A 19,644-nucleotide genomic window follows, 5' to 3' on the forward strand; every position below is an offset into this window, starting at 1 on the left:
TTTCAAATTACCAACTTTATTTTTCAATAAAACCGTTATTAATTGTACCTTTGCAGGCTTAAATACTGAAAATGAAGCATAAAGCAGGTTTTGTAAATATTATTGGGAACCCAAATGTTGGGAAATCAACACTAATGAATGCATTTGTGGGTGAAAAATTATCAATTATCACCTCAAAAGCACAAACAACTCGTCATAGAATTCTTGGAATTGTGAATGGTGATGACTTTCAAGTTGTTTTATCTGATACTCCAGGAATTATAAAACCAGCTTACGAATTACAATCTTCAATGATGGATTTTGTGAAAAGTGCTTTTGAAGATGCCGATGTGCTTGTTTATATGGTTGAAATTGGTGAGAAATCTTTAAAAGATGAGAATTTCTTCAATAAAATTAAAAATTCTAAAATTCCTGTTTTACTAGTTTTAAATAAAATTGACAATTCTACGCAAACCGACGTTGAAGAAAAAATGGCGTATTGGAAAGAGCAAGTTCCAAATGCTGAACTACATGTAATTTCTGCTTTAGAAAACTTTAATGTTGAAGGCGTTTTTAATAGAATATTAGAACTGCTTCCAGAATCTCCTCCATTTTACCCAAAAGATCAACTTACAGACAAACCTGAACGTTTTTTTGTTAACGAAAAAATTAGAGAAAAAATACTTCAAAACTATAAAAAGGAAATTCCTTACGCTGTTGAAATTGAAACTGAAGATTTTATTGAATCAGAAAAAATAATAAAAATCCGTTCAGTAATAATGGTGGAGCGAGACACCCAAAAAGGAATTATTATTGGTCATAAAGGTTCTGCATTAAAAAAGGTTGGTACGGAAGCTAGAAAAGATTTAGAAAAATTCTTCGATAAAAAAGTTCATCTAGAGCTATACGTAAAAGTGAATAAAAATTGGAGAAGTGATAAACGTCAGCTTCGTAGGTTTGGTTATAACGATTAATTAAGGTTTTTTATCCAATGTGTTCATCATAAACTTATGTAATTCATCCATTTGTTTATGTCCTGTTTTTCTACCTACTCTTCCAATAAAATAAAGAATAAACCAAAAAACTGGTAATGCAATTACCATACACACAGCAAAAGTTACATCTTCTTTAATCATATATTTTACATACCACATAATTAAAAAACCAATAAAAGCAACACCCACACCAAAGTGTATAAACATAAATAGCGTCCAAACTTGTGGTTTTGGCCCAAACAAACCTTTAACTACAGATTTTTTATCATCTATTTTTTCAACTTCTATATTTAATTGTGGAGACCAAAAATGATTTTCTTCAGCAGGTATATCAATTACAATATGTCCATCTACAATTTTACTGCAATACTTACATTCTTCATCTTTCAAATTATATTTAAATTTAGCAATTAACTGCTCCTCATTTTCATCAAACTCCATTTTAAACCGCGGACGTAAATGAATATTGCTATTGCGTTCTTCCTGCATAAATGTTAACTTTTGGTTTTGAAATATACCTAAAATTTATGAATAACCTATTTTCAGCATGTTAACTACTGTATTTTCAAAATAAAAAAGCGTATTTTTGCAAAAAATTAAAAAGCATTAATGAGTAATATTGTAGCCATAGTAGGAAGACCAAATGTAGGAAAATCAACCTTGTTTAATCGTTTGATTCAACAACGCCAAGCAATTGTTGATTCGGTTAGTGGAGTTACACGTGATAGACATTACGGTAAAAGTGATTGGAATGGAAAAGAATTTTCAGTAATTGATACTGGAGGTTGGGCTATTGGTTCTGATGATATTTTTGAAGAAGAAATTAGAAATCAAGTTGAACTTGCTATTGACGAAGCTGATATTATTGTTTTTGTAGTTGATGTTGAAGAAGGAATTACACCAATGGATACAGAAGTTGCTAACTTACTGCGTAAAGTTAAAAAACCTGTTTTTATGGCTGTTAACAAAGTTGACAATTCCATGAGAGAAAATGATGCTGTTGAGTTTTATAATTTAGGCTTGGGTGAATATTACACTATCTCATCTATTAATGGAAGTGGAACTGGTGATTTATTAGATGCTTTATCTAAAGAATTGGTTGAAGATGTTATTGTTGAAGATGAACTACCTAGATTTGCTGTTGTTGGTCGTCCAAATGCTGGTAAATCATCGTTTATAAATGCTTTAATTGGTGAAGAAAGAAATATTGTAACTAACATTGCTGGAACTACTAGAGATTCAATAGATACTAAATACAACCGTTTTGGGTTTGAATTTAATTTAGTGGATACTGCTGGAATTAGAAAAAAATCAAAAGTAAAAGAAGACCTAGAGTTTTATTCAGTAATGCGTGCTGTAAGAGCAATTGAATATTGTGATGTTGCTATTTTAGTTATTGATGCAACTCGTGGTTTTGAAGGTCAGGATGAAAATATTTTTTGGTTAGCTGAAAAAAACAAAAAAGGTATAATTATTTTAATTAACAAATGGGATTTGGTAGAAAAAGAAACCAATACCATGCGTGATTTTGAAGCGCAAGTTAGACGAGAAATTGCTCCTTTTACAGATGTTCCCATCATTTTTACAAGTACTGTAACAAAACAACGTGTTTTTAAAGCAATTGAAACAGCTGTTGAGGTTTTTGAAAACCGTAAAAAACGTATTGCAACTAGTAAGTTAAATGAGACTATGCTAGATATTATTAAACAAAATCCACCACCAGCAATTAAAGGTAAGTTTGTGAAAATTAAATATTGTATGCAGTTGCCTACACCAACTCCTCAATTTGTGTTTTTTGCCAATTTACCACAATATGTAAAAGATCCATACAAACGTTTTGTTGAAAATCAGCTACGTGAAATCTACAATTTTAAAGGTGTTCCAGTTATTATTTATTTTAGAAAGAAATAGGTAGATTAACCTTCAATTCGTTTTATAAACTCATCTTTATAATTTTGCCCTATTGGAATTCGAACCTTATCAATTACAATTCGGTTACGTTGTACTGAATCTATGTAATTTAAGGATACTATAAAAGACCTGTGAACACGTATAAAATTTTCAGGTAATTTATCTTCAAAAGCTTTTAAACTATTAAGTGTTAAAATTGGTTTTGGCCTATCGGAATAAATTTTAATATAATCTTTTAAACCTTCAATATATTTTATTGAATTTAGATTTACTTTTACATTTTCATATTCCGATTTCACAAAAATAAAATCTATTTTTGATTGAACTTCCATTTCTGGAATCGCTGTTTCTTGTTTCTTTTTTACCTTAAATACTTCTTGAGCTCTATTTACAGCTTTTATAAATCTATGAAATGGAATTGGTTTTACTAAATAATCTACAGCATTTAAATTAAAACCTTCAACTGCGTAATGTGAGTAAGCTGTTGTAAATATTATTAAGGGCTTTTTTTCTAATGATTTCATAAACTCTATACCCGTAAAATCTGGCATTTCAATATCTGAAAAAATTAAATCTATTTTTTTTGATTGAATTTCATGCATTGCTTCAAATGCATTTGAACAACTTTTTTCGAGTTTTAAAAAAGGTATTTTAGAAACAAAATCTTCTAACAATTCAATTGCCAAAGGCTCATCATCAATTATCAAACAAGTCATCATTCTTATTAGTTTTTAAGTTTTAATTCTAACTTTACCGTGAATTTTTTATTATCTTCTAATATAGTTAATTTATGACTATTTGGATACTGTAAATGCAATCTATTTTTTACGTTTTTTAGCCCTATTCCGGAATTTTGATCATCTTTTTTATGAATAGAAACATAATTAGATACCTCAAAAGAAAGTTTATTTTCAACTATTTTAATAGTAATTCTAATATCCGTTTTACCATTATAATCTGTCCCATATTTAAAAGCATTTTCAATAAATGAAATTAATAAAAGTGGCTCTATTTTATAATCAATTTTTCCATAAATATTTACACGAACACCACTCGAATCCTTCAATCTTAAATTTTGAAGTGAAATATAATTTTTAATATAATTAATTTCATCAGCTAAAAGAACTAATTCTCTTTGAGTTTCATAAATCATATAACGCATTAATTCAGAAAGCGTAACAATTGCCTCTGTTGTATCATCAGATTTTTTATTAGCTAATGAATAAATACTATTTAAAGAATTAAATAAAAAATGTGGATTTAACTGTGTTTTTAAAAATGAAATTTCAGCACTAATTTTCTGATTTTCTATTTGTTGTTTTAACTTTTCAGACTTATACCATTCTGAAACTAACTTTACACTTGTACCAATAGCAAATAACACTACAAATATTAAATACTGAAAAGGTTTTGCTCCACCTTTTGGACCTTGAGGCATTTCTGGTCTATTAACATTAATATTTAAATGTTCTAAAAACCTAGGAGACAATAAACTATCTGTTAAATACGATGAAAAAACAATAAACACTATCGATGTGAAAACATATAGTATTACTTTATTATTAATTAATAATTTTGGAACTAAAATTGAAAAGTTGAGATAAAAAATAGTGACTTCAAATAAAAATCTAAATCCAAAAGTGTAGTCTGGAAAAAAATTAAACCGTGAATAAAATGTAGATAAATTTATTAACAAAAAAATTATCCAACACAATATGTGGATAATAAAAGGAGTGCTATTTTTTCTATTAAATTCCAAACTTTAAAAAATAATTACAAATGTATATTATTCAATTGAAGCTCTTTTATAGTAACACTTGGTATTTTATGGTTATGTAGCTTTTTTAACATTATTTTACCGCACTTTAAAGCGTCTTGTTGATTTTGAAAATGTTTTTTTTCTGAAATTGAAGGAATTATATCTTGTCTAATTATAATTTTTTCTCCTTTAAAAATACTATAACCCCAACCATTTTCAATTTTAAATGTTTTTATAGAATAATTAGATTCATTTTTATTTGGCAAAGCAAATTTAAGTGAACCTAACACTATTAAAAGCAACAAACCTATTAAAATTATTTTCTTCATTTTTTATTTTCAAAAAAATAGGGCTAAAGCTAATTTATCAGCTTTAGCCCAATTACCAAATATTAATCTATTATGAAAATTTAATCATCTTCGTTTTCTTCTTCTTCTGGTCTAAACTCCCAGTTATCATCAAAATAATAACTTCCACTTTTACCCATTAACACAAAAGCTTTGTCTGAAAAATTGAACGCAATAGCATCTTGTCTAGCTGAACCTTCATAATCAGGTAAATCATCCCAAGTATCAGTTGCTGGGTTGTATTCCCAAACATTTGTATTTACGCCACCAGCACCACCTGTTGTAATATATCCCATTCCGTTTAAAGAAAAACCAACTCCGTTCGATAATAATATGCTATAATCTTCGTCATCATCATCTAAATCTTTTAAACGTGTCCATGTTTCATTTACACCATCAAACACATAAAAATCATTTTCATATGCTCCATTATGCAATCCAGTTCCCATATAAGCTAAATCTCCAATTGTAAATACGGTAGCATCTTTACGCTTATCACCACCAAAACCTACAGACTGAACCCATTCATCTGTTGAAGGGTTGTATTGATAAAAATCTTTTAATTCACTTCCATCATATCCTGTTCCAATATATCCCATTCCAACTAAAGAAAAACCAACTGCTCCGTATCTTTCACTACCTGCAAAATCGGCTTTTTGCTCCCAAGTATTTGCATTTGGATCAAAACTCCAAAAATCTTTTAATTTATCATCTCCATCATAACCAGTTCCAAAATAACCTATATTATCAATAGAAAAACCAACTGCTCCACTTCTAGCTATACCAGGAAAATCTGCTTTTTGAACCCAATAATCTCCATCTTTATCATATTCCCAAACATCACTTAAATAATCGTCACCATCATAACCTGCAACTAAATAACCTTTATCTCCAATTACAAAAGAGACAGAATTTGCTCTAGCATCTCCATCAAAAGATGAACTTTCTACCCAGTTTCCGTATTCAGTATCATCATCACTACACCCTACAACTATACCTATTAATAATACGGGTATAAATTTTAATAGTACATTTCTAAATTTCATAATTAATTATTTCTTTTTTATTGTTTATTAAACTTGTCTATTTTTTGTTATTTTTATTTAGAATTTTAAAACCTATTTTAATGGTTTAAAAGACAAATTAATAATTTTTTTAAGTAACATTCCCTTACTTCACCATTTATTATATAATAGTTCAAAATTCTACGGCAAAACTATGCGTATATTTTTATTAGAAATAACTTAATAGACCAACTGGCGATTTTTATCTACCAAATAGCCTATACAGCCAACAAACCCTTTAAATTAGCTGATTTACAGCTTTTTAACTATTCCTTAACTCTTTTATCGATACATATCGGCTATTTATCTATTTTATGAATAATTAACAGTAGGTATCAAATACTTTTGCTAAAAATATACAAAATATAGTATGAAAAAATACTTAATACTGTTAATCACAGGGTTAATAATAGCTTATTCCTGTTCAGAAGATACAAAGCTGTATGAGGTTGGTGAAGATTTTATTCAATCAGACGAACATTTATTCACTACAGACACCATAACTTTAAATACTTCCACAATTATTGCAGACTCTTTAATTACTTCAGACTCTGGAAGAATTTTACTTGGAGCTTTGCATGATGAAAAATTTGGAAAATTAAAAGCTCAAAGTTTTTTAAAATTAACACCTTCAGCATATAGTTTAGACGATGATGCTACTTTTGATTCTATTGCGCTTGTTATGCATTACGATAGATATTATTATGGAGATACAACTCAAGTGCAAAATTATAAAATTTATGAAGTAACAGAAAAATTTGAACCAAATGATGAGGAAGACGATCTTTATTTTTACAACACCTCTTCACTAGATTACAGTTCTGAAACAATTGGTGAAGTTTCCTTTATTCCTTACCCAAATAAAAAAGATTCTATTTCAATTGCTTTATCTAATGAATTTGGACAAACACTTTTCGATAAAATTCAAAACGATGAAATTGAAGATCTTACAGATTTTGAAGACGAATTTAGAGGAATTACTATTGTTCCCCAAGAAAATGTAAATACCATTTTAGGTTTTAAATATTCATCTACATCTACCTATAATTATTCGGCTATTAGAATGTATTATACTATAAAAGATGAGGATGAAGAGGATAACGAATATATTATTGATTTTTCATTAAGCGGAAGCAACACTATGTTTAATAACATTACTAGTGACAAATCACTTACCGAAATAAACTCTTTAACCGATAGTGAAGATATTTTATTTAGCTCTGAAACATCAAATAAATTATACCTCCAATCCGGAACCGGAGTGTCAATACGTATTGAAGCACCACACCTTAGATCTTTTAACGATCTTGAAAATGATGGATCAACTTTAGATGCAACTTTAAAAATGTACCCTGATAAAACAAGTTACTCTGAAATTGATTTAATAGACTCTTTAGCTGTTTATGTAATTGACAATAAAAACAGAACTATTCAACAACTTATTAATTTTGCTGGAAGCTCTGTGTATGCAAAATTAAATACAGAAAGTAGTGAATTCGACAATAATATTTATTATACAGCTGACGTAAGCTACTTTGTTGAAGAGATTCAAACAAGTACATATGATTTAGACTATTCATTACGATTAGAATTTCCTGATAATACAAAAAGTATTAAACAATTACTTATTCATGATTCGGAAAGCCCAGACAATATTGATTTCAAAATGCAACTTCTTTTAACTTATTTATCCTTTTAATTTATGAAACTTAAATTAGTTCTATTATTTATAATAAGTACAACTTATTCAATTTTTGGGCAAAGTGATTTTGATTCACCGTATTCAATTTTTGGAATAGGAAAAGAAAATTCAACCCTATTTGGCAATTCAAACGCTTTAGGAAATACTGGAATTGCTAACAACTCTCCTAGCACCATAAATAACCTAAACCCAGCTTCTTTAACAGCATTACAACTAGGAACTTTTATTTATGAAATAGGTTTTAGTAACACTTTTTCTTCAAAACAAGACAGTGAATCTACTCAAAACAATAACAATTTTAACTTTACCAATATAGGTATTGGATTTTCTCTAAATAAAAAATGGAAAATGAATTTTGGATTAATTCCAAAAACTAAAGTTAGTTATGAAATTGATCTTATTCAACCTATTGAAGGTTCTAGCTACAATTACTACACTAACATTATTGGTTCAGGAGGAGTTAACGAGGCTTTCTGGGGAAATGGTTATCAGCTAACTAAAAATCTATCTGTTGGTTTACAATTAACTACCTATTTTGGCTCAATTGATCAAGAAAAAAACATTTATTATGGAGATAATAGTGTTACAATAATTGAAGAAAATAATTATAATGGAGTTGGTTTAACTGCTGGTTTTCAATACACTTTAAATAACTTATTTGGAAGTACAACTACCATTGGAGGAATAATTAGTACAGAGTCCACTTTAAAAGGTTCACAAGATTATACATCTACTAAAACTTATTCAAGTAGCACTTATACTATTTCTGAAGATGAAGATGAATCAATCGACAGTTATAAATTGCCTTTAAAAATTGGAGTAGGAATTTCTTCAACATACAAAAGTTTAACTGTTAGTATGGATTACAAAAAGAGTTTTTGGAGTGATTCTTACCAATCAAATACTACCTACAAATACAACGATCAAAACACTTATGGAATAGGGTTTGAATACAAACCTACTGGCAATAATTACAAATATTGGAACAATGTTTTATACCGATTAGGAGCAAATTACGATTCTGGTTATTTAACTATTTCTAAAAACAAAATTGATAGCTATGGCTTTTCAGCTGGTCTAGGTTTACCTTTTTCTCAAAACAATGCGTCTACGTTAAATCTAACATACACTTATGGTTCAGAAGGTACTTTAGACAACAATTTAATAATTGATAATTTTCATAAACTATCTCTTAACTTAAGTTTAAGTGGAAAGTGGTTTCAAAAGCAAAAGATATTCTAGTTATTTTTTTTACCTACAAATCTAATTACTGTTCCTAAACCTTGATGGTATTTCCCTTCAGAAAAATCAACTTCAATTTCTTCTAGTTTTAGTGTGCTAAAATTTGAGAAATGTTGCTGAATCATTTCTTTAGAAAATAACATTTCAGGGTTTTTTGGTCCTCCGTTACCTGAATGATTTTTACTGTAAGCTTCTATTATAATAATGCCATTTGACTTTATTAATGAAGCTATTTTTGTATGATAACTTTCTACTATTTCAACTGGAAAATGAGTAAATATTAAAGCTCCAGCATCAAATTTTATTGAATTTAAATCTAAATCATAAAAATTACCTACTTCATAATTAATGGTAACATTTTCTATTTCGGCTAGTTTTAAAGCCTTCTTTTTACCTTCTATACTTATATCAAAAGCATGTACATTTAATCCTTTTTTAGCGGCATAAATAGCATTTCTACCTTCTCCATCACCTGGCAATAAAATGTTTCCTTTAAATTTATAAGCATCTAAAGTATCTTTAAAAAACTTATTTGGCTCAATACCATAAGCATATTCATTTTCTTTATACCTATCGTCCCAAAATTCTTTCATATATTTATTTAAAAAAAAGTTACCAACTTCCTCCTGCTCCACCACCAGAGAAACCTCCGCCTCCAAAGCCTCCGCCAAAACCTCCAGAACTTCCGCCTCCAAAGCCTCCACTACTACCTCCAAAGCCACCACTACTACTTCTACCTGCTCCACTTAAAATTATGGCATCTAAAATATCAAAGGCTGTATTTCTTTTAAAGTGTTTTCCTCCACCTCCATTATTATTTCCTTTATTTTTATTAGATAAAATAATAATTAGAATAAAAAATATAATTATTAAAACTAAAAATACAGGAAATCCAGAACTATTATTTTCTACTTGATTATTTTGATAAGATCCATTTAAAACGTCAAATATTGCATCAGATCCTTTATCTAAACCGTTATAATAACTACCTTTTTTAAATTCGGGAATAATAATTTGTCTAACTATACTTCCTGTTATTCCGGCTGTGAGTAAATGTTCTACTCCGTAACCAGGAGAAATCCATATTTCACGCTCTTTTTCAGCTAATAAAACAAAAACACCATTATCTTCTTTTTCTTGTCCAATTTTCCATTTATGCGCCCATTTTGGAGTTAAAATTCCAATATCTTCATTGTTAATTGTTTTTACAGTTACAATTACTATTTGAGTTGACGTAGAATCGGAGTAATTAATTAGCTTCTGTTCTAAAGCTGTTTTTTGGGAGCTGGAAAGCAGCTTTGCATAATCGTATAAACTTGTTTGTAATTTAGGCGTTTCGGGTATTGTATATTGTGCAAACGAAGTTTGAGCAACTAAAAAAAGTAATAAAACTGTTGTTGTTCTAACCAATATTTTTAAAAATGATTTCATTTATCCTTTTGAAATTTCGTCAGATAATTCATTAGTATCATCACTTTGGTAAGGGAAAAATTCTTTTAGCTTTTCTCCCACCTTAATAATAGCTAATTCCAATCCTTTTGTGAATTCTTTTTTTGCAAAATGACTTAAAACTAATTCTTTTTCAGTGTCCCAGAAATTATTAGAAACTAACTTATTAATTCCTTCATCTCCTAAAATTGCAAAATGCTTGCTTTCTACAGCAATATAAATAAGCACTCCATTACGCTGTTCAGTATTTTGCATTTCCAACTTATAAAAAATCTCCAATGCTCTATCCATTGGAGATTTTTCCGTTGCTTTTTCTATATGAACACGTATTTCACCTGAAGTATTTTTTTCAGCTTCTTTTATAGCATTAATAACAGTTTGTTCCTGTTCTGCTGTTAAAAAATCTTCAACTTTAGACATTATTCTTTTTTTCCAAAATCAAATTTAACATCGGGTGCTTTATCAGCTCCCTCTTCAGCTTCAAAATATGGTTTTCCATCAAAATTAAAAAACCCTGCCAAAATATTATTTGGAAATGTTTTTACATGATTATTATATGGTTTAATAGCTTCATTAAAACGGGTACGCGCTGTTAGTATTTGATTTTCAGTACTAGCTAACTCATCTTGTAATTTTAAAAAGTTTTCATTTGCTTTTAAATCAGGATAACGTTCTACAGTTACTAATAAACTTTTTAATGCTCCACTTAAACCACCTTGCACTTTGTTAAACTGTGCCAATTGTTCTGGTGTTATATTTGTAGGATCAATATTTATAGATGTTGCTTTTGCTCTTGCCTCAATAACCTGTGTTAAGGTTTCTTTTTCATAATCTGCTGCACCTTGAACTGTATTAACTAAATTACCTATTAAATCGTTTCTACGTTGGTATGCTGTTTCTACATTTCCCCAACTTTCTGATACGGATTCGTTTAATTGAATTGTTGTATTATAAAATCCTTTTACCCAACTATAACCAGCAAATGCTAGTACACCAATTATTATTAAAGGAATTAACCACTTTTTCATTTTTTCTTGTTTTAAAATTAATAATCAATTATAAGACACTAAAAATACTTTTTAGTTACGTTTTTACGAAATTTCTTTTTTTATTTTTATCAATTCAGCCTTAATTTCCTCTAAACGAGAAATTACATCTTGGTTTGTTGAAATAATTTCAGGCTTACTTTTCATTTTAGCTTTTGCCCCTTCTAGAGTAAAGCCTTTTTCTTTTACTAAATGATAAATTAGTTGTAAATTCTTTACATCTTCTTGCGTAAATAATCTATTTCCTTTTTTATTTTTTTTAGGTTTTAGAATATCAAATTCCTTTTCCCAAAAACGAATATGTGATGTATTTACATCAAAGGCTTTAGCTACTTCTCCAATTTTATAATATCTTTTTTCTGGTAAATCTATATGCATTAATCTAGAGATTGCCCTTCAATTTCCGCTGCTTTTTGCATAGCCGCAAACTCTTCAGGAGATAAGTTCCCGTAATAGAAATTTATAGGATTTATTTTTGTTCCATTTTTAATAACTTCGTAATGTAAATGCGGCGCCTGTGAACGTCCTGTATTCCCAACAAAACCTATTAAATCACCACGTTTTACATGTTGTCCTTTTCTAACATTATATTTACTCATATGTGCATATAATGTAATATAACCAAAACCATGATCTATTCTAACATGCTTTCCGTATCCCGATGAATTTTGATCTGCTCTTATAACTTTACCGTCACCTGAAGCATAAATTGGAGTTCCTCTTGGTGCTGTAAAATCCATTCCCCAGTGTTTTTTTCTTGCTTTGGTAAATGGATCTGTTCTCCAACCATAACCAGATGCCATTCTGGTTAAATCTTCTTTTTTTACTGGTTGAATTGCAGGCATTGCCGCTAACAAATCCTCTTTGTTTTCAGCTAAATTTACAATTTCATCTAAAGATTTTGATTGAATATATAATTGTTTTGATAAAATATCCATATTTTTAGTTACATCAATAATCATTTCTGAACTATCAAAACCTTCCAATGTTTTATATCTATTTACTCCGCCAAATCCTGCTTTTCGCTGCTCTTCAGGAATAGGATTTACCTCAAAATACAAACGATAAATATTATTATCGCGCTCTTGTATATCTTCTAATACTTTTTGAAGTTGAGTTATTTTTTTATTATGAAGTTCTTCATTTAATTTCACAAACTCTAACTCACGTTTTAATTCCTTTTCTTTTGGAGATTCAAATATAGGTGTAAACACTACAAAACCAATAATCATAAATAAAAATGCGGCTAAAACAGATAACAAAACTCTACGCAAATTTCGCCCTTTTTTTGGTTTAATTTTCTGATAAGATAAGGTATCAGAATCGTAATAATATTTTACCTTCGTCATTGTTTAAAATTATGTTATTTTTGCTCAATAAAACGCTTTGTCAATAATTTATATTGTTGTGCGTAAATAACAAAATTACAAAATGTTTTGCAAAAGCCGTAAAACAGTAAGTATTTAGCATATAATTAACTATTAGCTGAAAGAAATTTTACCAAATGAAATCACAAGAAATACGTCAGAAATTTTTAGACTTTTTTGCTTCAAAAAACCACGCTATTGTACAGTCATCTCCAATGGTGTTAAAAAACGATCCAACATTGATGTTTGCAAATGCAGGAATGGTACCTTTTAAAGAATATTTTTTAGGACAAAAAAATGCAAAAAACAAACGTGTTGCTGACACACAAAAATGTTTACGTGTTTCTGGTAAACATAACGATTTAGATGAAGTTGGAAAAGACACCTACCACCACACTATGTTTGAAATGCTAGGAAACTGGAGTTTTGGTGACTACTTTAAAAAAGAAGCAATTGAGTGGGCTTGGGAATTATTAGTTGATGTTTTAAAGGTTGACAAAGATTGTTTATATGTAACTGTTTTTGAAGGCGATAAAACAGATGGATTAAGTTTTGATCAAGATGCTTTTGATTTCTGGAAACAACACATTGCTGAAGACCGAATTTTAAACGGAAATAAAAAAGATAACTTTTGGGAAATGGGAGCGCAAGGACCATGTGGACCTTGTTCCGAAATTCATGTAGATTTACGTTCAGCCGAAGATAAAGCTAAAATTTCAGGAAAGGATTTAGTAAATATGGATCATCCGCAAGTTGTGGAAATATGGAATTTGGTTTTTATGGAATTCAACCGTAAAGCCGATGGTTCATTAGAAAAATTACCTGCACAACACGTAGATACTGGAATGGGATTTGAACGTTTGTGCATGGTATTACAAAACGTACAATCTAATTACGATACAGATGTTTTTACCCCATTAATTAGAGAAGTGGAAGCAATTACAACAACTGATTATGGTAAAAACGAAGAAATTGATATTGCTATTCGAGTAATTTCTGATCACGTTAGAGCAGTAGCTTTTGCAATTGCTGATGGCCAATTACCTTCAAATACTGGTGCGGGTTATGTAATTAGAAGAATATTGCGTAGAGCAATTAGATATGGGTTTACTTTTTTAAATAAAAAAGAACCTTTTATTTATAAATTGGTTACTACTTTAAGCAACCAAATGGGAGATTATTTCCCTGAATTAAAAGCTCAAAAACAATTAATTACCAATGTTATTAAAGAAGAAGAAAATTCTTTTTTAAGAACTTTAGAACAAGGTTTAGTTTTATTAGATGGTGTAATAAAAAACACTAAAAATAAAGAAGTTTCTGGTAAAAAAGCATTTGAATTATATGATACCTATGGTTTTCCAATAGATTTAACTGCGTTAATTCTTGAAGAAAAAGGAATGACTTTAAATGAAATTCAGTTTAATGAAGAGTTAGAAAAACAAAAAAACAGATCAAGAGCTGCAGCTGTTGTTGAAACTGACGATTGGGTAATTTTAGAAGATGATGATATTGAAGAGTTTATTGGTTACGATACGTTAGAAGCTAAAGTTAGAATTACGCGTTATAGAAAAGTTTCATCAAAAAAAGATGGAAATTTATATCAGCTCGTATTTAACATGACACCTTTTTACCCTGAAGGTGGTGGACAAGTTGGTGACAAAGGTTATATTGAAGTTGAGAATGGAAACGTAATTTATATTGTTAACACTAAAAAAGAAAACAATTTAATTATTCATTTTGCTAAAAGTTTACCAAAAAATACATCTCAAACTTTTAAAGCTGTTGTTGATGAAAAGCAACGCTTTAGAACTGCTTGTAACCATACAGCAACACACCTATTACACCAAGCCTTACGCGAAGTTTTAGGTACGCATGTAGAACAAAAAGGTTCTGCTGTTCATTCCAAAAATTTACGTTTTGACTTTTCGCACTTCGCTAAATTAACTGTAGATGAATTGCGCCAAGTTGAAGATTTTGTTAATGCTAGAGTTGAAAATAAAATTTCATTAAACGAACATAGAAATATCCCAATGAAAGATGCGCTTGACAAAGGTGCTTTAGCTTTATTTGGAGAAAAATATGGAGACACAGTAAGAGCCATTCAGTTTGGAAATTCTGTAGAACTTTGTGGAGGAACTCATGTTAAAAACACAAGCGACATTTGGCATTTTAAAATTGTAAGTGAAAGTGCAATTGCTGCTGGAATTAGACGTATTGAAGCTATTACTGGAGATGCTACAAAAGATTTCTATTTTGAAAACAACAGAGTTTTTTACGAAATAAAAGACCTTTTAAAAAATCCAAAAAATCCACAAAAAGCAATTGTAGATTTACAAGAGGAAAACACTTCTCTTAAAAAACAAATTGAAGCGCTTTTAAAAGACAAAGCAAAAAACTTAAAAGGCGATTTAATAAATGAAGTTGAAGCTATTAATGGTGTTAACTTTTTAGCAAAAAAATTAGATTTAGACGCTAGTGGTTTAAAAGATTTAGCTTTTGAAATTGGAAATCAAGTTGAAAACTTATTCTTTTTGGCAGCAACTGAAAATAATGGTAAAGTTGGTTTAACATGCTATATTGCTAAAAACTTGGTGGAAGAAAAACAATTAAATGCAGGACAAGTTGTTAGAGAATTAGGTAAATTAATCCACGGTGGTGGTGGTGGACAGCCATTCTTTGCAACAGCTGGAGGTAAAAATCCAGGTGGAATTCCTAAAGCATTAGAAAGAGCAAAAGATTATATTAAATAATTGAATTTTAGAACCAACATACAACTTAAACCAGAACGTAATCAAATTGATTACAGTTCCAAATTGTTATTAATTGGTTCTTGTTTTTCAGAAAACATTAGTAAAAAGTTAGATTATTTTAAGTTTCAAGCTAAAAGCAATCCGTTTGGTATTTTATACAATCCTATTGCAATTGAAAATTTAATTACAAATGCTATTAATGAAAAGCAATATTCTGAAAAAGATATTTTTCAATTAAACGAACGTTGGCATTGTTTTGATGCACATTCAGATTGTAGCTCAACTTCAAAAAAAGGGATTCTTTCTAACCTAAATACACAAATTACTTCAACCAAAAAGCAACTTAAAAATACTTCGCACCTAATAATTACGTTAGGTACCGCAAGAGTTTATAGACATATTGAAAGTGATATTATAGTTGGGAATTGTCATAAAATTCCTCAAAAAAAGTTTTTACAAGAATTACTTTCTGTAAAACAGATTATTGCTTCATTAGAAAATATTGTTACTCTAATTAAAACAGAAAACGCCTCAATAAATATTATTTTTACAGTAAGTCCTATTCGTCATTTAAAAGATGGTTTTATTGAAAATATGCAAAGTAAATCGCATTTAATTTCGGCAATTCAACAACTTGTAGATCAAAGAAAACAGCTCTATTATTTCCCTTCTTATGAAATTATGATGGATGATTTACGTGATTATCGTTTTTACAAAAGCGATATGATTCACCCTAACAATGTAGCTATAAATTATATTTGGGAACAATTTCAAAATGTTTGGATTTATAAAAAATCACTTACTTTAATGAAAGAAGTTGAGGCTATTCAAAAAGGATTAGCGCACAAACCATTCAATCCAGACTCAACAAAACATAAAGAATTTTTAGAAAAACTTCAACTAAAAATTAAAAAGCTTAAAAACGAACATAATATTATTATATAAAAAAAGGGACGCTAAATGCATCCCTTTTTTTATATAACTTTATTTATTATTTGTATTATTAATTTACAAATTTAGCTACATTTTGCCATGGACCACCGTTAATAACGTCAATTCCATTATCAGCTAAAAATGAAGTTGCTTGTCCGCTTCTAGCTCCACTTCTACAAACAGCAATAACTTTTTTATTCATTGCCTTAATTTCTGCAACTTTAGTTGGTATTGTATTTAATACAATATTTTTTGAACCATTAACATGGCCACTTTTGAATTCTTCTACAGTTCTAACATCAATTACTACTGCACCTTCTTTTAAATATTCTTCTATACTAGCAGAGCTATTTCCTCCACCAAATAAACCAAAAAAACTCATTATAATTCTTTTTATATTTTCGGCAAATATAATTGAATTAGTCAAAAGACACGTAACTAGTGTTACTATTTTTATAAATGAGTATTAAAAAAATTAATTTTTAACAAATAATTTTAGTTTGTATATTGTAAACCGCTAAAAATTAAAAAAATGAGAAGAGGAAATTCTAAAGTAAAATTATTTATTGGAGTTGCTATTGTTTTATTTGCAGTATTTAAATACTATTCTAATAGTGAAGTAAATGAATTTACGGGGAAAAAACAACATATTTCTATTACTTCTGATGAAGAAATTGCTATAGGACTCCAAAGTGCCCCAACTATGGCACAACAACATGGTGGTTTATATCCTGATCAGAATTACCAAAAATTAGTAGATGAAGTAGGGCAAAAATTAGTAAATAATAGTATTGCTAAACAAACTGCTTACACCTATGATTTTCACCTACTTCGTGATCCACAAACCATTAACGCTTTTGCATTACCTGGAGGACAAATTTTTATTACATACGCTTTGTTTTCTAAATTAGAAAACGTAGACCAATTGGCTGGTGTTTTAGGTCATGAAATTGGACACGTTGTAGGTAGGCATTCAGCTGAACGCATGGCTAAACAAGGTTTAACACAAGGTATATTAAGTGGTGTCTCTGTAGGTTTTGATCCAAGTACAGCACAAGGCGCAGCGGCAATTGCAAATGTATTAAACTTAAGCTATGGAAGAGATGATGAATTAGAAAGCGATGATTTAGGTGTAAAATTTATGATAGATGCTGGGTACAATCCAAATGAATTAATTGGTGTTATGAAAATTTTAAAAGAAGCTGCAGGCCCAAATAGAACACCAGAAAGAATGAGCACACACCCAGATCCTGAAAATAGAATTGAAAAAATTAAAGAAGCAATAGAAAAATATAAAAATTAGAGCTTACATTAAATTTACACTTCAACTAAAACCCTTCTTAAATTAAGTATTGAAGAGGTTTAAAATACATCTCCTTTAAAAAAATCAACTCTTTTTCTACTTGTTAAAAAGTGTTAAAGATTTGACTTTTCCATTTAAACCTGTATATTAATAGTATGTTATTATTACAAACACATACTACAATAAATGTTATCTAGGCCTTAATAAAGTCTATAATACACCTTCCTCTTTTTATTCAAAAAAAAAATAACTGTACTTAAGCTAAAATATAGCTTTTATACTAATAGATTATTAATTATAAAAACAGATAACATATGAACACTATAGTAGATCAAACAAAAAAAACAGTAAAAAAACCATTTAGAAAATTAGGATTCACCTATTTAGAAACAGCTGAAATAGTAGTTAGTTTAAATGATCTAATGGCAAATTATTTTATACACTACAACAAATTAAGAAACTTTCACTGGAATGTTGACGGTCAAGAATTTTTTGAATTACACAAAGAGTTTGAAAACGAATACAATACAGTTAAAGAAAATATTGACATTATAGCTGAAAGAATACGTGTATTTGGATTAAAACCTTCCATAACTATTAAAGAAACTTTAGCTATGTCTGAAATCAAAGAAGTAGATTCCGCTAAAATGTCACCTATTGAAATGGTTACTGAAGTATTAAAAGATTATGGTATTCTACATGATAAAATGCTAAATGTAATAAATGCTTCTTTAGAAACTGGAGACAATGTAACAGAGCAAATAGTAACAGACTTTATGAGAGGTATAGAAAAAAGAAATTGGATGTTTACTTCTTGGTGTAAATAAAAATACACCTAAAAGTAAAAGCTAATTATTAACTAAAAATATACTATGATTACACCTCTTCAAAACACACTTTCTATAATAACAAGTAAACTTAAAAACTGGTGGGAGTTATTTATAACTAATTTACCCAATTTAGCAATAGCAACTATTGTTCTATTAATAAGTTTTTTCTTATCTAGATTTATATATAAAACCACTTTAAAACTACTCTATAAAAAAGTTAAACAAAATGCTGTTACAAAATTAATAGCAAGGTTAACAGCTTCCGTAGTTGTACTCGCAGGTTTATTTTTAGCCTTAAGTGCTTTAAATCTTGGAAAATCTATAACAGGTTTATTAACTGGTGTAGGTATTTCGGGTATTATTATTGGTTTAGCACTTCAAGGTACGTTATCCAATACAATCGCAGGGATTGTACTATCATTTAGAAAAAATATTAAATTAGGAAATTGGATAGAAACTAATAGTTTTTCGGGTGAAGTAGTTGATATTGCGTTAAGTTATTTAGTACTAAAGGAAGCCGATAATAATATGGTAATTATTCCAAACAAAATGGTAATGGAAAACCCATTTAAAAACTACTCACTTACCACAAAAATGCGCGTTGTTATTAATTGTGGTGTAGGTTATGAATCAGATTTAGATGAAGTAAAAAAAATTACTAAAAATGTTATATCAAAACTTTACAATCAGAAAGAAATAAATGAAGAAATAGAATTTTACTATACCGAATTTGGAAGTAGCTCCATTAATTTTATCTCTAGATTTTGGGTTAACGGACAAAGTAGTTTAGAAATATTAAAGGCAAAAAGTAAAGTTATTATAGAATTGAAAAAATCTTTTGATAAACATAATATTAACATTCCGTTTCCAATTAGAACAATTAATATAAACAATAACTAATACTAGTTAAACTTCAATAAACTAATTTAGTTATATGCATTTTAAAAGTAAAATTTTCTTATAAAAA

The 19,644-nt window shown here is 28.9% G+C and carries 21 protein-coding genes; 9 read left to right on the forward strand and 12 right to left on the reverse strand.

What is annotated here, in order from left to right; genetic code table 11:
- Window positions 1–71: 71 nt before the first annotated feature.
- Window positions 72–953, forward strand: coding sequence for a GTPase Era (gene era, locus R3X25_RS02365; protein WP_317671471.1), 882 nt, complete (start codon window positions 72–74; stop codon window positions 951–953).
- Here the strand turns inward: era and R3X25_RS02370 are convergent, their stop codons facing one another.
- Window positions 954–1,463 carry a GTP-binding protein gene (locus R3X25_RS02370; RefSeq protein ID WP_317671473.1) on the reverse strand — a complete coding sequence of 170 codons (510 nt, stop codon included), beginning with the start codon at window positions 1,461–1,463 and terminating at the stop codon, window positions 954–956. It abuts the gene before it with no gap.
- Window positions 1,464–1,583: 120 nt separating this feature from the next.
- Here R3X25_RS02370 and der point away from each other — a divergent pair, with 120 nt between their 5' ends.
- The gene (gene der / locus R3X25_RS02375; RefSeq protein ID WP_317671475.1) at window positions 1,584–2,885 is read left to right on the forward strand and encodes a ribosome biogenesis GTPase Der; all 1,302 of its coding nucleotides are present in this window, start codon (window positions 1,584–1,586) and stop codon (window positions 2,883–2,885) included.
- Between the two features lie 5 nt (window positions 2,886–2,890).
- On the opposite strand, the gene R3X25_RS02380 is transcribed toward der, so the two are convergent.
- The 4 genes from R3X25_RS02380 to R3X25_RS02395 all read right to left on the reverse strand — a co-directional run bounded on the left by R3X25_RS02380 (window position 2,891) and on the right by R3X25_RS02395 (window position 6,037).
- Complete coding sequence (locus R3X25_RS02380) at window positions 2,891–3,604, reverse strand: LytTR family DNA-binding domain-containing protein (RefSeq protein ID WP_317671477.1); 714 nt, start codon at window positions 3,602–3,604, stop codon at window positions 2,891–2,893.
- A 5-nt stretch (window positions 3,605–3,609) separates the two neighbouring features.
- Window positions 3,610–4,413 (reverse strand): sensor histidine kinase, encoded by an 804-nt coding sequence (locus R3X25_RS02385; RefSeq protein ID WP_317671479.1) that lies wholly within the window; start codon window positions 4,411–4,413, stop codon window positions 3,610–3,612.
- A gap of 245 nt (window positions 4,414–4,658) precedes the next feature.
- Window positions 4,659–4,973, reverse strand: a complete 315-nt coding sequence (locus R3X25_RS02390; RefSeq protein WP_317671481.1) for a DUF4907 domain-containing protein — start codon at window positions 4,971–4,973, stop codon at window positions 4,659–4,661.
- An 80-nt stretch (window positions 4,974–5,053) separates the two neighbouring features.
- Window positions 5,054–6,037, reverse strand: coding sequence for a Kelch repeat-containing protein (locus R3X25_RS02395; protein WP_317671483.1), 984 nt, complete (start codon window positions 6,035–6,037; stop codon window positions 5,054–5,056).
- A gap of 388 nt (window positions 6,038–6,425) precedes the next feature.
- Between R3X25_RS02395 and R3X25_RS02400 the strand changes: the two genes are divergently transcribed.
- Together R3X25_RS02400 and R3X25_RS02405 are read left to right on the forward strand one after the other, a co-directional pair.
- Window positions 6,426–7,754 (forward strand): DUF4270 family protein, encoded by a 1,329-nt coding sequence (locus tag R3X25_RS02400; protein WP_317671485.1) that lies wholly within the window; start codon window positions 6,426–6,428, stop codon window positions 7,752–7,754.
- Between the two features lie 3 nt (window positions 7,755–7,757).
- Window positions 7,758–8,999 (forward strand): hypothetical protein, encoded by a 1,242-nt coding sequence (locus tag R3X25_RS02405; protein ID WP_317671487.1) that lies wholly within the window; start codon window positions 7,758–7,760, stop codon window positions 8,997–8,999.
- Here the strand turns inward: R3X25_RS02405 and R3X25_RS02410 are convergent.
- The 6 genes from R3X25_RS02410 to R3X25_RS02435 all read right to left on the reverse strand — a co-directional run bounded on the left by R3X25_RS02410 (window position 8,996) and on the right by R3X25_RS02435 (window position 12,843).
- Window positions 8,996–9,592, reverse strand: coding sequence for a class I SAM-dependent methyltransferase (locus tag R3X25_RS02410; protein WP_317671489.1), 597 nt, complete (start codon window positions 9,590–9,592; stop codon window positions 8,996–8,998). The two genes, R3X25_RS02405 and R3X25_RS02410, sit on opposite strands and share 4 nt — an antisense overlap.
- 19 nt (window positions 9,593–9,611) lie before the next feature.
- Window positions 9,612–10,430, reverse strand: coding sequence for a TPM domain-containing protein (locus tag R3X25_RS02415; RefSeq protein ID WP_317671491.1), 819 nt, complete (start codon window positions 10,428–10,430; stop codon window positions 9,612–9,614).
- Window positions 10,431–10,868 (reverse strand): TPM domain-containing protein, encoded by a 438-nt coding sequence (locus R3X25_RS02420; RefSeq protein ID WP_317671493.1) that lies wholly within the window; start codon window positions 10,866–10,868, stop codon window positions 10,431–10,433. It abuts the gene before it with no gap.
- Window positions 10,868–11,476 carry a LemA family protein gene (locus R3X25_RS02425; protein ID WP_317671494.1) on the reverse strand — a complete coding sequence of 203 codons (609 nt, stop codon included), beginning with the start codon at window positions 11,474–11,476 and terminating at the stop codon, window positions 10,868–10,870. Before R3X25_RS02425 ends, R3X25_RS02420 begins: the two co-directional genes overlap by 1 nt.
- Before the next feature lie 63 nt (window positions 11,477–11,539).
- Window positions 11,540–11,872, reverse strand: a complete 333-nt coding sequence (locus tag R3X25_RS02430) for a MerR family transcriptional regulator (protein ID WP_317671496.1) — start codon at window positions 11,870–11,872, stop codon at window positions 11,540–11,542.
- A complete protein-coding gene (locus tag R3X25_RS02435) occupies window positions 11,872–12,843 on the reverse strand; it encodes a M23 family metallopeptidase (protein ID WP_317671498.1) in 972 nt (323 codons plus the stop codon). The genes R3X25_RS02430 and R3X25_RS02435 overlap by 1 nt, the downstream gene beginning before the upstream one ends.
- A 155-nt stretch (window positions 12,844–12,998) precedes the next feature.
- On the opposite strand from R3X25_RS02435, the gene alaS reads away from it, so the two are divergent.
- Entirely contained in the window at window positions 12,999–15,611 is a 2,613-nt protein-coding gene (alaS, locus tag R3X25_RS02440; RefSeq protein ID WP_317671500.1) for an alanine--tRNA ligase, read from the forward strand.
- Window positions 15,612–16,556, forward strand: a complete 945-nt coding sequence (locus R3X25_RS02445) for a GSCFA domain-containing protein (protein ID WP_317671502.1) — start codon at window positions 15,612–15,614, stop codon at window positions 16,554–16,556.
- Between the two features lie 58 nt (window positions 16,557–16,614).
- Here R3X25_RS02445 and R3X25_RS02450 read toward each other — a convergent pair whose 3' ends face one another.
- Window positions 16,615–16,926 (reverse strand): rhodanese-like domain-containing protein, encoded by a 312-nt coding sequence (locus R3X25_RS02450; RefSeq protein WP_317671504.1) that lies wholly within the window; start codon window positions 16,924–16,926, stop codon window positions 16,615–16,617.
- Window positions 16,927–17,076: 150 nt separating this feature from the next.
- Between R3X25_RS02450 and R3X25_RS02455 the strand changes: the two genes are divergently transcribed.
- The 3 genes from R3X25_RS02455 (at window position 17,077) to R3X25_RS02465 (ending at window position 19,577) form a co-directional block, all read left to right on the forward strand.
- Complete coding sequence (locus tag R3X25_RS02455) at window positions 17,077–17,847, forward strand: M48 family metalloprotease (protein ID WP_317671506.1); 771 nt, start codon at window positions 17,077–17,079, stop codon at window positions 17,845–17,847.
- Window positions 17,848–18,161: 314 nt separating this feature from the next.
- On the forward strand, window positions 18,162–18,674 hold the full coding sequence (locus R3X25_RS02460; RefSeq protein ID WP_317671508.1) for a DNA starvation/stationary phase protection protein: 513 nt from the start codon (window positions 18,162–18,164) through the stop codon (window positions 18,672–18,674).
- Between the two features lie 45 nt (window positions 18,675–18,719).
- On the forward strand, window positions 18,720–19,577 hold the full coding sequence (locus R3X25_RS02465; RefSeq protein ID WP_317671510.1) for a mechanosensitive ion channel family protein: 858 nt from the start codon (window positions 18,720–18,722) through the stop codon (window positions 19,575–19,577).
- Window positions 19,578–19,644 lie beyond the last annotated feature (67 nt).

This window comes from Lutibacter sp. TH_r2, assembly GCF_033101135.1.
Classification (GTDB): Bacteria; Bacteroidota; Bacteroidia; order Flavobacteriales; family Flavobacteriaceae; genus Lutibacter.